This window comes from Brachybacterium horti, assembly GCF_054777615.1.
On the sequence record NZ_BAAHAM010000002.1, the window covers coordinates 138,417 to 151,364 of the forward strand.

Annotated in this window: 12 protein-coding genes; 8 read left to right on the forward strand and 4 right to left on the reverse strand. The window is 73.3% G+C overall.

Features of this window, described 5'->3' with window-relative positions; genetic code table 11:
- Nucleotides 1-203: 203 nt before the first annotated feature.
- The 3 genes from hpf to secA all read left to right on the forward strand — a co-directional run bounded on the left by hpf (nt 204) and on the right by secA (nt 5,500).
- On the forward strand, nt 204-863 hold the full coding sequence (hpf, locus tag ACYVAP_RS05835; protein WP_498859941.1) for a ribosome hibernation promotion factor: 660 nt from the start codon (nt 204-206) through the stop codon (nt 861-863).
- A gap of 93 nt (nt 864-956) precedes the next feature.
- The gene (locus ACYVAP_RS05840) at nt 957-2,315 is read left to right on the forward strand and encodes a winged helix-turn-helix domain-containing protein (protein ID WP_498859942.1); all 1,359 of its coding nucleotides are present in this window, start codon (nt 957-959) and stop codon (nt 2,313-2,315) included.
- A 149-nt stretch (nt 2,316-2,464) separates the two neighbouring features.
- On the forward strand, nt 2,465-5,500 hold the full coding sequence (secA, locus tag ACYVAP_RS05845) for a preprotein translocase subunit SecA (protein ID WP_498859943.1): 3,036 nt from the start codon (nt 2,465-2,467) through the stop codon (nt 5,498-5,500).
- 88 nt (nt 5,501-5,588) lie between these two features.
- On the opposite strand, the gene ACYVAP_RS05850 is transcribed toward secA, so the two are convergent.
- Together ACYVAP_RS05850 and ACYVAP_RS05855 are read right to left on the reverse strand one after the other, a co-directional pair.
- On the reverse strand, nt 5,589-5,996 hold the full coding sequence (locus ACYVAP_RS05850) for an Rv3235 family protein (RefSeq protein WP_137770384.1): 408 nt from the start codon (nt 5,994-5,996) through the stop codon (nt 5,589-5,591).
- Nucleotides 5,993-6,985, reverse strand: a complete 993-nt coding sequence (locus tag ACYVAP_RS05855) for a LysM peptidoglycan-binding domain-containing protein (protein WP_498859944.1) — start codon at nt 6,983-6,985, stop codon at nt 5,993-5,995. The genes ACYVAP_RS05850 and ACYVAP_RS05855 overlap by 4 nt, the downstream gene beginning before the upstream one ends.
- Before the next feature lie 327 nt (nt 6,986-7,312).
- Here ACYVAP_RS05855 and ACYVAP_RS05860 point away from each other — a divergent pair, with 327 nt between their 5' ends.
- Complete coding sequence (locus ACYVAP_RS05860) at nt 7,313-7,852, forward strand: hypothetical protein (protein WP_498859945.1); 540 nt, start codon at nt 7,313-7,315, stop codon at nt 7,850-7,852.
- A gap of 75 nt (nt 7,853-7,927) precedes the next feature.
- Here the strand turns inward: ACYVAP_RS05860 and ACYVAP_RS05865 are convergent, their stop codons facing one another.
- Nucleotides 7,928-8,149, reverse strand: coding sequence for a helix-turn-helix domain-containing protein (locus tag ACYVAP_RS05865; protein WP_103384782.1), 222 nt, complete (start codon nt 8,147-8,149; stop codon nt 7,928-7,930).
- A gap of 226 nt (nt 8,150-8,375) precedes the next feature.
- Between ACYVAP_RS05865 and ACYVAP_RS05870 the strand changes: the two genes are divergently transcribed.
- Genes ACYVAP_RS05870 through ACYVAP_RS05880 form a run of 3 tightly spaced genes read left to right on the forward strand, consistent with a single transcriptional unit; the run spans nt 8,376 to nt 10,696 of the window.
- A complete protein-coding gene (locus tag ACYVAP_RS05870) occupies nt 8,376-9,011 on the forward strand; it encodes an SAF domain-containing protein (RefSeq protein WP_137770386.1) in 636 nt (211 codons plus the stop codon).
- Complete coding sequence (locus ACYVAP_RS05875) at nt 9,008-10,243, forward strand: CpaE/TadZ family protein (protein ID WP_498859946.1); 1,236 nt, start codon at nt 9,008-9,010, stop codon at nt 10,241-10,243. Before ACYVAP_RS05870 ends, ACYVAP_RS05875 begins: the two co-directional genes overlap by 4 nt.
- Nucleotides 10,244-10,255: 12 nt before the next feature.
- Entirely contained in the window at nt 10,256-10,696 is a 441-nt protein-coding gene (locus ACYVAP_RS05880) for a DUF6912 family protein (protein ID WP_498859947.1), read from the forward strand.
- A gap of 101 nt (nt 10,697-10,797) precedes the next feature.
- Here ACYVAP_RS05880 and ACYVAP_RS05885 read toward each other — a convergent pair whose 3' ends face one another.
- Complete coding sequence (locus tag ACYVAP_RS05885; protein ID WP_264450720.1) at nt 10,798-11,304, reverse strand: DUF2505 domain-containing protein; 507 nt, start codon at nt 11,302-11,304, stop codon at nt 10,798-10,800.
- Between the two features lie 97 nt (nt 11,305-11,401).
- Here ACYVAP_RS05885 and ACYVAP_RS05890 point away from each other — a divergent pair, with 97 nt between their 5' ends.
- A complete protein-coding gene (locus ACYVAP_RS05890) occupies nt 11,402-12,892 on the forward strand; it encodes a sensor histidine kinase (protein WP_137770390.1) in 1,491 nt (496 codons plus the stop codon).
- Nucleotides 12,893-12,948 lie beyond the last annotated feature (56 nt).

Below are 12,948 nucleotides of genomic sequence, written 5' to 3' on the forward strand. Positions count from 1 at the left end.
CCGGCGGCACGCGCCGCGCGGTGTCCCCGGAACCGAGGGAGGAGACCTCCGGGAGGCCCAGGACACACGCAGGGAATCCGTGGCACACTGGTGCGACTCGTCACACCGACGACCCCTCTGAACCGGAGGAGGTGCGCACACCCAGCCCACGAGCCACTGCGGCCGGGCTCCGAGCGGCCGCCCACCGAACCTGAGGAGTACTCATGGAGATCAATGTCGTCGGACGCCACATGGACGTCCCGGATCGATTCCGCCGCCACCTCGCCGAGAAGCTCGACAAGGTCACGCAGCTCGCCCCCGCGGCGCTGCGGGTCGACGTCGAGGTCTCGCAGGAGAAGAACCCCCGGCAGGCCGAGCTCAGCGATCGCGTGGAGCTGACCGTGTTCGAGAACGGATCCGTCATCCGCTCCGAGGCCCGCGCGGACGACCTCTACGGCGCGCTCGACGTCGCCTACGGCAAGCTCCTGGAGCGCCTGCGCCGCGCCCGGGACCGTCGCAAGGACCGCCACCGCGGCCGCGACCGCGCGCACAGCCCCGGTGCGGCCTCGGTGCGCACCATGCCGGCGGACGCCGAGCTGCCCGCCTCCCTCCAGGAGACGGAGCCCGAGGGCACCGTGGAGGACGCCCCCACCGGCCTCGAGGGCACCGGTGCCGACGATCCCGCCAGCCCGGTGGTGATCCGCGAGAAGAAGCACCCCGCCACCCCCATGAGCATCGACGACGCCCTTTACCAGATGGAGCTCGTCGGCCATGACTTCTACCTCTTCGTGGATGCCGGGACCGGGCACCCGAAGGTGGTCTACCGCCGCAAGGGATGGCACTACGGCGTCATCGAGCTGGACGGCGAGCTGACGCCCTCCTGATCCCGCCCCGCACCATCTGAAGCCACCGACCGCCCCGGGCGGGAGGCGCCCCGCGCGCCTCCCGCCCGTCCCACGCCGAGGACGCCCCATCCCATGACGACCACCCTGAGCTGGGCCGAGGCCCGTCGCATCGCCCTGCGCTCGCAGGGCATCGGCGGCACCCGCCGCACCGCCGTCCCCTCGCCGGCCGTGAGCCGGGAGGCGCTGCGACGGACGGTCGCCGTGACGCACCTGCTCCAGATCGACTCCGTGAGCGTCTTCGCCCGCGCCCACCACCTGCCCGTCTTCACCCGCAGCGGCAGCTGGGACGTGAGCGCGCTGGACCAGCTCTCGATGCCCGGCACCCGGCACGAGCGGCTGCTGCGCGAGGCGCTCGCCCACGAGGCGACGTTCACGACGGAGGAGGTCCACGCCCTGCTGCGCTTCCGCCGCCGCGCGGCCGGGACCCGCGACTGGGGCGCGGTGCGGGAGGCCGCGGCGCGCTCGCCGCACCTCGTCGAGCACGTCCGCGGCCTGCTCGAGGAGCACGGTCCGCTCAGCGCCGCCGCGATCTCCCGGCTGCTCGGTGACGAGGAGCGCGGCGAGGGATGGGGATGGCGACGCACCTCGAGCCAATGGGTCGTCGAGTACCTCTTCCGGACCGGGGCGCTGGACTGCGTGGGCCGCAGCGTGCAGTTCGAGCGGCTCTACCTCCCCGCCGAGGACGACGAGGCCTGGGCCCGCGCCGCCGGGGCGGAGCGGGACGGTCCCGCGCCCGGCCCGGGCGACCACCACGCCGAGGTCCTCGCGCTCACCCGCCTCGCCTCCCGCGCGCTCGGCGTCGCCGATCCCGCCGCGATCGCGGACTACTTCCGCCTGCGCGCCGCCGACGCCCGACCGGCGATCGCGGAGCTGCGGCGGCGGGGCGAGGTCACCGAGGTCGAGGTCCGGCGACCCGACGGCCCCGTGACGATGCTCCTGCACCGCGACGCGCCGCAGCCCGCGCCGCTGCGCACCGCCGCCCTGGTCAGCCCCTTCGACCCGATCGTCTTCTTCCGGCCCCGGCTGCAGGGGCTCTTCGACGTCGAGTACCGGATCGGGATCTACACCCCCGCCGCGAAGCGCACCACCGGCTACTACGCGCTGCCCTTCCTCCACGGCGACCGCTTCCCGCTGCGGGTGGACCTGCGGGCCGATCGCGCCCGCGGCGTCCTCGAGGTGCGCGGGGTGCACGCGGAGCCCCTGCCGCGCCTGGGGCGCTACCTGCGCACGGGCCCCGACGAGCTCGCCGCCGCGCTCGCCGGTGAGCTCGCGCGCGCCGCCCGCTGGCAGGACCTCGACGGGATCGAGGTGAGCACCGGCAGCGGGACGGGGGAGCTGTCGGGGGTGCTCGCGGAGGCCGTCCGCGACGACGGCCCGGGGGAGCAGTCGGCGGGGACCACGGGGAGAGCGGGGACCGCGGGCCCCGTCTGAGGGGCGGGCACGGGGCGCCGCGCGGAGTGATCCGCGACGGCCAGGACGCCCGTCCGGGACCGCGCAGGCGCCGTCCAGGGGCGCGGCGCTTACGATGGGTCCGGCACGACGCGCCCACCCGGGCGCAGACGACAGCAACGGGAGCACGTGTGGCAAACCTCTTCGATACGATCCTGCGCGCCGGCGAGGGCCGCGAGCGGCGTCGGCTCGAGTCCATCGCCCAGCGGGTGACGGCCGCCGGTGACGTCTTCACCGAGCTGAGCGACGAGGAGCTGAGGGAGGAGACCTCCCGCTTCCGTGAGCGCCTGGCCGACGGCGAGACCCTCGACGACATCCAGGTCGAGGCCTTCGCGGCCGTCCGCGAGGCCGCCGAGCGCACGCTGGGCCAGCGCCCCTACGACGTCCAGGTGATGGGCGGCGCGGCCCTGCACCGCGGCCGGATCGCGGAGATGAAGACCGGTGAGGGCAAGACCCTCGTGGCGACGCTGCCGGCCTATCTCAACGCGCTCGCCGGCAAGGGCGTCCACGTCGTGACCGTCAACGACTACCTCGCGACCTACCAGAGCGACATCATGGGCCGCGTCTTCCGTGCCCTGGGCCTGACCACGGGCGTGATCACCGCGGGCCTGACCCCGGCGGAGCGCCGCGAGCAGTACGCCGCGGACATCACCTACGGCACGAACAACGAGTTCGGCTTCGACTACCTGCGCGACAACATGGCGCTCACCCCGGAGGACCGCGTGCAGCGCGGCCACTTCTTCTCGATCGTGGACGAGGTCGACTCGATCCTCATCGACGAGGCCCGCACGCCGCTGATCATCTCCGGCCCCGCCTCGGGCGACGCGAACAAGTGGTACTCCGAGTTCGCGAAGGTCGTGCAGAAGCTGCGCCGCGACCGCGACTACGAGGTCGACGAGAAGAAGCGCACCGTCGGCGTGCTCGAGGCCGGCATCGACAAGGTGGAGGACCACCTCGGCATCGAGAACCTCTACGAGTCGCTGAACACCCCGCTGATCGGCTTCCTCAACAACGCCATCAAGGCCAAGGAGCTGTTCAAGAAGGACAAGGACTACGTCGTCCTCAACGGCGAGGTCATGATCGTCGACGAGCACACCGGCCGCATCCTCGCCGGTCGCCGCTACAACGAGGGCATGCACCAGGCCATCGAGGCCAAGGAGGGGGTGAAGATCAAGGCGGAGAACCAGACCCTCGCCACGATCACCCTCCAGAACTACTTCAAGCTCTACGAGAAGCTCTCGGGCATGACCGGCACGGCGGAGACCGAGGCCGCCGAGTTCATGAACACCTACGGCCTCGGCGTGGTGCCCATCCCGACGCATCGCGAGATGCAGCGCGTGGACCAGGCCGATCGGATCTACCGCACCGAGCGGGCCAAGTTCGACGCGGTCGTCGAGGACATCGTCGCCCGTCACGAGAAGGGCCAGCCCGTGCTCGTGGGCACCACGAGCGTCGAGAAGTCGGAGTACCTCTCGAAGCTGCTGACCGCACAGGGCGTCACCCACGAGGTCCTCAACGCGAAGAACCACGCCGGTGAGGCCGCGATCGTCGCGATGGCGGGCGCGAAGGGCGCCGTCACCGTCGCGACCAACATGGCCGGCCGCGGCACCGACATCATGCTCGGCGGCAACGTCGAGTTCATGGCGCACGCCGAGGTCCAGGAGTCGGGGCTGGACCCCGAGGAGCAGGCCGAGGAGTACGAGGCCGCCTGGGACGAGGCGCTCGAGCGCGCGAAGGCGGCCGTCGAGGAGCAGCACGACGAGGTCACCGAGCTCGGTGGTCTGTACGTGCTCGGCACGGAGCGCCACGAGTCCCGGCGCATCGACAACCAGCTGCGCGGCCGCTCCGGGCGTCAGGGCGACCCGGGCGAGTCCCGGTTCTACCTCTCGCTGCAGGACGACCTCATGCGCCTGTTCAACGCGGGAGCGGCCGAGGCGCTGCTCGCTCGCGGCGGCGTGGACGAGGCGATCCCGCTCACGGGCCGCATGGTCTCCGGCGCGATCCAGCGCGCGCAGAACTCGATCGAGTCGCGCAACGCCGAGATCCGCAAGAACGTCCTGAAGTACGACGACGTCCTGACCAAGCAGCGCAAGAAGTTCTACGAGGAGCGCTCGCGGATCCTCGAGGGCGAGGACCTCGACGAGCACGTGGACCGCTTCATCGAGGAGGTGATCGGCGGGATCGTCACCGAGCACACCAAGGGATCGAACCCCGAGGACTTCGAGCTCGAGGAGCTGTGGGGGGCGCTGCGCAGCGCCTACCCGATCTCGGTCACCGCGGAGGAGCTCATCGAGGAGGCCGGCGGCAAGGAGGACCTCACCGCGGCGATGCTGCGCGAGGAGATCCTCTCCGACGCGCGGCTGGCCTACGACCGTCGAGCCGACGAGCTCGGCGAGGCGGCCGTCCACCAGCTGCAGCGGCGCGTGCTGCTCTCCGTCATGGATCGTCGCTGGCGCGAGCACCTCTACGAGATGGACTACCTCAAGGAGGGCATCGGGCTGCGGGCGATGGCCCAGCGCGACCCGCTCGTCGAGTACGAGCGCGAGGGCCACCTGATGTTCAACGAGATGATGGAGGGCATCAAGGAGGACGCCGTCGGCTACCTCTTCAACCTCGAGGTGCAGGTGCAGCAGGCCTCGCCCGTGGTGCCGCAGGCCGTCTCCGAGCTCCTGCGCACGACCTCCGCCGCCGCCCAGGCGGCGACCGCCTCGGCCGCGCGGGAGGACGAGAAGACCGAGGAGGCCGGGGGATCGGCCGACGAGGCCGTCGTCGATCGCGAGAGCGCCGAGGCCGTTGACCGGACCGCCGACGACGGGACCGCCGAGGACGAGGGCGAGCTCGAGAGCCTCCTGGACGACCGGGAGGGCGAGGACTCAGAAGCCGGCTCGGAGGAGGCGGAGCTCGAGGACGCCGACGAGCTCGCCGCCGAGCGGAGCGTCGTGGTGACCGCGAAGGGCCTCGGTGACGGGCCCGATCCGCGCCGGCTCAGCTACAGCTCCGCGGAGGGCTCGGGCCGGACGGATCCCGGGACCATGTCCCGTGCGCAGCGTCGTCGCCAGGCGCGCCATGACGCCAAGCACGGTGCGGACCACACCGAGGCGGATCACGGTCCGAAGGACCGCGACAAGCCCAACCGTGCGGAGCGCCGACGCCGCCGCAAGGCCTGAGCAGGGCGCGGGGTCGGTCCCGCCGCTGACGACGAGGCCCGTCCTCCCCTCGGGGAGGACGGGCCTCGTCCTCGTGTGCGCCGCTCGGTCAGCCGATCTCGAGGACGGTCACCCGCCAGCCCGTGTGCCGCAGCTCCCAGCGCATGGCGAGGAAGCGGGCGCGGTCGAGGTCGCGGATCACGCAGCTGGCCTCGACGGTGGTCTCGTTGACGATGCAGGTGTGGACGCCGGTGACCTGCATCCGGCGCGAGGGCGTGTGCCCGGTGGAGTCGCGGAGACGCCGGGTGAGCCGGGCACGCCGCGCGAGCATGGTCGCGACCTCCGGGGTGACCACCCGCGCGAGCGCGTTCTCGGGCCGCATGTCCCGCACGATCTCGACGGCGAACCGGGCGACGGGCTCGACCATCCGCTCGACGCTGCGGGGGTCCTCCGGGGCGAGCGCCGCGCCGTCCGTGAGCGTGGCGGCGGGCAGGGGTCGCTGGTCGGTGGTGGTCATGACGACTCCTCGTCGGTCAGGGCGGAGGGCACGGTGAGGACCTGCCCGGGGGTGAGCTGATCGGGATCGGACCCGATCTCGTGTCGATTGGCCTCGTAGAGCCGGGGCCAGGAGCTGGCGATGTCCTGAGGAGAATCCGCTCCCGGGCCGAGGGCCTCGTCGGTGAGGGTCCACAGCGAGTCCCCGGCGCCGACGACGATCGTGTGCGGCGGGGTCGTGGCATCGGTGGCGCCGGGGGAATCCGTGGCGTCGGTGGCGTCGGTGGAGTCGGCGCCGTCCGCAGGGTCGCTCGCACCCTCCGCCGGTGCGGTGGGGTCGGCGGGGACAGGGGCGTCGGAGGGCTCCGGGTCGGCATCGGACGTGTCGTCGCCTTCGTGCGCCTCGTGCTGGACGGGCGCCTCGTCCTCGGTGGTGCCCGGATCCTGCGAGCTCGGAGCGCTCTCCCAGCCGAGCGGGGGCAGCTCGCCCTCCTCGGTGGGTGCTGCGCCCCCGGCCTCGCCTCCGCCGTCGGAGGGGGCAGGGTCCACCGGAGCGGTGAGCTCCTGCGCGGCGCCGGCCCCGACGCCCGAGAGGTCGAGGAACCCCGTCCCCTGGTCCGCGGCGCTCGCGGGACCCAGCACCATCGCGGTCGCGGCGGTGCCGAGAGCGGCGGCGACGGTGATCCGACGCGCCAGCTGGGGAGCGATCAGACGGAGCGCGCCGAGCAGGGTGCGGCCCAGGGCGGTGGCCGGCCCGGCGACGAGGACGAGCGTGGCGAGGGCCCACACGACCGTGAGGTAGAGGCACAGCAGGGCGCCGGCGGCCGCGAGCACCAGCAGCACACCGTTCAGGAGCGCCTGCTCCCCGCTGCCGGTGAGGGCCGGCTCGACCAGGGTGCGTGCCGCCGCCGCCATGGCGAGGGTGCCGGCCGCGGCGAGCACCGCCGTCAGCCCGGTGCGGACGGCTCCCGTCCGTCCCGGTGCGGCCTCGGCGACCTGCGATTCCCCCATGGTTCTTCTCCTCTGATGGCCGGTGCCCCTCGACCCGTGCGTTTGATGCCGTTTGGTGTCGATGACGTCGTAGTCCAGGAATCTACGGACGGGTGACACGGCGCACAATCGGTCATCGGTACGAAAATCCGGCCCCATCACCGCAGGTCAACAGCACCAAAGGACGAGGGGCGCTTGATCGTTCGTCCCTAGGTACGACCGGAATGGGTGATGCCTCACGCTCTGAGGGGAACGTCCGTATCGGGTGTCATGGGTGCAGCAGCGGGGACGGTCGCCGTCAGGGACGGACCCGTTCCCGCCGGGGCGCCGCCTCCGTACAGTGAGCCCATGCGGTTCGAGCGGATCTTCGAGGACATCGAGGGCCGTCATGCCCACGAGCAGAGGGAGGAGATGCGCGCCCTCGCCGAGGACCTCACCCGTGCCGAGCGCTCGCAGCTGCTGCTCGCGGACAGGATGCGCGCGGCGATCGGGGCGCAGCTCGTGCTCCATCTGCGCGGCGGCCGGAGGATCGGCGGCCGCCTCACCGAGGCCACCGACGGATGGGTCCTCCTCGCCGAGGGAGGTGCGCGACGGCTCGTCCCGCTGCCCGCCGTGGGCATGGTCGAGGGGCTCGGCGCGCGAGCTCGTCCCCGTGCCGAGGGAGCGGCGCCGGAGCAGTCCCTCACCTCGGTGCTGCGCGCGCTCGCGCGGGACCGCGGAGTGGTCCGGGTGACCACGATCGCGGGAGAGGTGACCGGACGCATCTCGACCGTCGGCGCCGACGCCCTGGACCTGAGGACGGTGCCGACGGGGGAGGCCGGGGCCGCGTCCGGGCCCGGGTCGATCACCGTCGCGCTCGGCGGCCTGCTCCTGGTCTCCTCGAGCTGAGTGACCCGGCGTCCTTCGGCGTCGCGCGCCTGAGCTCCGCTCGGATCAGGCCCGCGCCGATGGGCTCGGCACCGCTCAGCGGTGCGTGCGCTCCCGCTCCTCCTCGAGCACCCGCTCGGTGGCGGCGTAGCTGCGCTCGATGTAGGACTCGATCTCGGTCATCTCGACACGCCACTGACCGCGGCCCCCCACCTTGATGGCGCGCAGCTCTCCCGTGCGCACGAGCGCGTAGGCCTGCGATGCCGAGATCGAGAGCATCTCGGCGACGTCGGTCAGCGGCACGAAACGGGGCTGCATCGGCGCTCCTTCCGGCAACGGGGCCTGGCGGGTCGGACGGTCCGGGACAGTCTCACACCTCCGGCGCCCGGGCGTGGGGGTGTTGTGGACGAACGGCCGACGACCCCTCCTCCGCGGCGGGCTGTCCACAATCCGCCGCCCTCCCGGGTAGGCGAGGCGCCGTCTCCCGTACTCTCCCGGCCAGGACCCGGTCGGGACGCGATCGGGCGGAGCGCAGGAGGGGACCGTGGGGGCCAGCACAGGAATGATGAGGCTGCGGCGGCCGCGGTGGAAGGACCCGCGGCTGATCGTCGGCGTGGTGCTCGTCCTCGGCAGCGTGCTCATGGGCGCCCTGCTGGTCTCCCGTCTCGCCGAGACCACGCCCGTGCTGGTCGCACGCTCCGTGATCGTCCCCGGGCAGGCGCTCGCCCCGGAGGACCTCACCGTCGTCGAGCTGCGCCTCGGCGAGCAGGACGGCATGTACGTCGGCTCGCTCGAGGCGATCCCCGAGGGCGCGGTCGCCACGCAACCGGTCCGTGCCGGGGAGCTGCTGCCCGCCGCCGCCGTCGGCCAGAGCGCCGACGTCGACCTGCGGCCCGTGGTGATCCCGGTGGACTCCTCCGTCGCGCAGTCGGTCCAGGCCGGCAGCACCGTCGAGCTCTGGCACACGGGCGAGGTGGACGAGGGCACCGGCCAGGCCGAGCTGCTCGTCGAGGACGCCGTCGTGAGGACGATCGACGAGGGCAGCACCCTGGGCATGCGGTCGATGGCCGTCGAGGTGCTCGTGCCGCGGGACGATCTCGCCGGGGTCCTCGAGGTGCTCTCCCGGGAGGAGCGGCTCGACGTCATCGGGGTGCCGGGTGCCTACGGGGTCGGCACATGATCGACCTGGTGCTGTGCGCCTCGGGCGCCGACGAGGTCCGCATCGTCCACGATCTCGCCCAGGACGGCGATCACGACGTCCGGGTGGTGCGCCGCTGCGCCGATCTCGCCGAGACCGCCGCCGTGGTCGGCGCCGGGATCGGGCAGGCGGTCCTGCTGGACCTCTCGGTGCGCGGGCTCGGCCGGGACGTGGCCGCCGGTCTGCTCGAGCACGTCGCCGTCATCGGGCTGCGTGCGGAGACCGCCCCCGAGCAGACCTCCCTCGGCCTGCGCCAGGTGGTGGATGCCGGGGCGCCGATCGACGAGATCCTCGCCGCGATCTCCGCCGCGATCGACGGCGAGGAGACCGCGGAGCCCTGGACGCAGGACCCGGTCCTGGACGACGCCCCCGAGGGCGGCCGCGTGGTCGTGGTCTGGGGGCCGGCGGGCGCCCCGGGACGCTCGACCCTCGCCCTGAACCTCGCCGCGGAGGCCGCCCGCGCGGGACGCGACACCGTCCTCGTCGACGCGGACACCTACGGTCCGGCGCTCGGCCAGCTGCTCGGCGTGCTCGACGAGGCCCCGGGGATCGTCGCGGCCTGCCGCGCCTTCGACCGGGACACCCTGGATTCGCGCACGCTCGACGCGCTGCTGCCCGTCGTCCAGCCCCGCCTGCGGCTCCTCAGCGGGATCGGGGTCCCCTCACGATGGGCGGAGCTGGGACGCAGCTCCCTCGACGGACTCTGGCGGGCGCTGTCCCGCCGGGGTGAGCTCGTGATCGTGGACGTCGCCGCCCCGCTCGAGGAGGACGAGGAGCTCAGCTACGACACGGCCGCCCCGCAGCGCAACTGGGCGTCGCTCACCGCGATCCAGCGGGCCGACGCCGTCATCGCGACCGCGACCGCGGATCCGGTGAGCCTGACCCGGCTGCTGCGTGAGAACGACCGGCTCCGCGACCTGGGCGTGCGAGAGCTCCACGTGGTCGTGAACCGCATGGGCTCACCGGTGCCGGGGGATCGGGTGAAGGAGCTCCTCGGCACCCGGATGCCGATGACGAGCCTGCACCTGCTCCCGGACGATCCGGGCGCGTGCCGCACCGCCGTGTGGGACGGTGCGCTGCTCGCCGAGAGCTCACCGCGCTCACCGCTGCGCCGCGCGCTGCGGGACCTCGCCGCCTCGCCCGCCCTCCAGGGGGAGGCCCCGAGCACGGGGCCGGCGGAGGAGGCCGCACCGGAGCCCGCCCGGGCCGGATGAGAGGATGTCCGCATGAGGATCTTCCTTCCCCTGACCGCCGAGGACCGCTCCCTGCTGAGCGCCGCGGGCACCCGGATCGAGATCGCCGCGGGTCGCCCGGCCTGGGCGGTCACCGCGCCCGCCCGCGCCGATCGGCCCGGGGAGGACGAGGAGGATCTCGAGTACGACGCGCTGCAGGACGCGGTGCACGTCGCGCTGTCCGAGGCCGGTCCCACCTCGCGCGGGCTCGTCCTCGCGCTCGACGTGCCGGACCGTGCGCTCGGCCTCGCCGAGGAGACCGGCGGCGCCTATGGCGCCGTGCTCCTCGAGACGGTCACGTCGTCGCTCGCCGCGGTGCACGTCACCGAGCTCACGGCGCAGGCCGCTGCCGAGGACGATACCGACCCCGCCCTGCTCTGGTTCGACCCGAGCGAGGGGCGCGAGGCGATCGCCTATCTCGACGGGAACGGCTGACCCCTCCGACGACGCCCCGGCCGGGGCCCCGCCCCGGACCGGACACGACGGCGCCCTCCCCCGTGCAGGGGGAGGGCGCCGTCATGATCCGGTGAGCGGGATCAGCGGGTGCGCGAGTCCTGGTACGTGCGCGCGGCGCGCTCCTCGGCCCGCAGGACCTTGGAGACGTACGGGACGGCCGTCTTCTCGAGCTTGCCGCCGAGCAGCGGTACCTTGACGGTCAGGTCGCCGTCGATGACCACCTGGCTCGTGGCCTCGCCCTGCGGGGTCAGCGCCAGCGCCGCGGTGAAGGTCGCGGGGGTGCCGGCGACGTCGATCGACATCGTGCCCGTGCGGGCGCCGTCGGCCGCCGGGGCCGACCACACCTGCTCCTCGCGGATCGTGACCGTCGCACCCACGAAACGGCGGGCCACGTCCGGCACCTTCTCGGTCGTCATGGCGATCTCGGTGCGCACGGTGAAGGCGCCCGCCGGGTCGCCCTCCACCCGGGACGAGGCCGAGCTCGCGCGGAGCGTCGCGCGCCGCACCTCGGCGTAGGACTCGTCGGCGTACATCGCGGCGGCATCGGCCGCCGAGGCGGGGATCGTCAGGTTCTCGGAGAGCTTCACAGGCGTCCTTCCAGCGGGAACGGGCAACGGCGCCAGCCTACGGCAGGCGTCGCGGTCGATTCCCAGGAGCACGGGCCGCGGCGCCTATCCTGTGCTCATGCCGAGCCTGTCCAAGTACCTCTCCGACATCAGCTCCTTCTCCGAGAAGGGCGCCGATTGGCTGCAGCACCTCGTCGGCGACTGGAACCTCGTCTCGGACCTCCTGCGGGCGGATCTCGTGCTCTGGGTCCGCGCCGAGGACGGCCCCATGGCCGTCGCCCACTGCCGTCCCGCGACCGGCTCGACCGTGTACTTCGAGGATCCCGTCGGCGACCGCCTCCCGCGCGGCGCCGATGCGGACCTCGACGCCCTGCTCGACGGGGAGCGCAGTCAGCGCGGCGTCGTCGTCCTCGAGCGGGAGGGCCGGGAGGCCCGCGGTCTGCTCACCCCGGTCCGCAAGGACGGCCGGACCCTCGCGGTCCTCGCCGTCGAGTCGCCCGCGCCGACCTCGAACCCCTCCTCGAGCGAGACGCACCAGCAGGAGCTCGGCACCCGCCTGCTGCGGATGATCGAGCACGGCGCCTTCCCGATCGACGGCGCGCCCATCCCGCCGCGCCGCGGAGCGCCCCGTGTGGGCGACGGCGTCGTGCAGCTCGACGAGAACGGCGTGGTCCAGTGGGCGTCCCCCAACGCGCTCTCCGCCTTCCACCGCTTTGGTATCGCGGGGGACATGCTCGGCGGCACGCTCGCCGAGACCGCGACGGAGGTGCTCCAGAGCCGCGCACCGGTGGACGAGTCGCTGCCGCTCGTGCTCATGGGGCGCGCGGCCTGGCGCTCCGACATGCAGGCCCGCGGCGGCACGCTCTCCCTGCGCGCCGTCCCGATCACCGAGCAGGGCGCCCGCACGGGGGCGATCGTGCTGGTGCGCGACGTGACCGAGCTGCGCCGTCGGGAGCGGGAGCTCATGACGAAGGACGCGACGATCCGCGAGGTCCACCACCGGGTGAAGAACAACCTCCAGACCGTCGCCGCGCTGCTGCGCATGCAGTCGCGCCGCATGAAGACCGACGAGGCCCGGGACGCGCTCGCCGAGGCGATGCGCCGCGTGTCCACGATCGCCCTGGTCCACGAGTCGCTCCTCCAGGGCTCGCAGGAGGCCGTGGTCTTCGACGACGTCATCGACCGCTGCCTGCGGCTCGCGGTCGACGCGGCGAGCGCGACCGTGCACCGCGAGGGCTCGCCGCGGATCGCGGACAGCCAGGTCGAGGTGCGCACCGAGAAGGTGGGGCGCGTGGGGCAGATCCGCGCCGACGAGGCGACCCCGCTCGCGCTCGTCGTCACCGAGCTCGCGACCAACGCCGTCGAGCACGGTCTCTCCGAGACCGGCGGGACGCTCACGATCCGCAGCGAGCGCACGGGCGCCCACCTCGTGATCTCCATCGAGGACGACGGTGCGGGGATGGGGACGGCGAAGCCCTCGGGCCTCGGCACGAACATCGCCCAGACCCTCGTCCAGGGCCAGCTCGGCGGCACGCTCACCTGGCAGAACCTGCCCGACGGCGGCACGAGCGCGGTCATCGACGTGTACCTCGAGCCGATCGGGCTCTGAGGGAGGGGCCCCGAGCCGCCGGCCCCCGCGGGGCGGGCGGCGAGGGGACGGGTGCT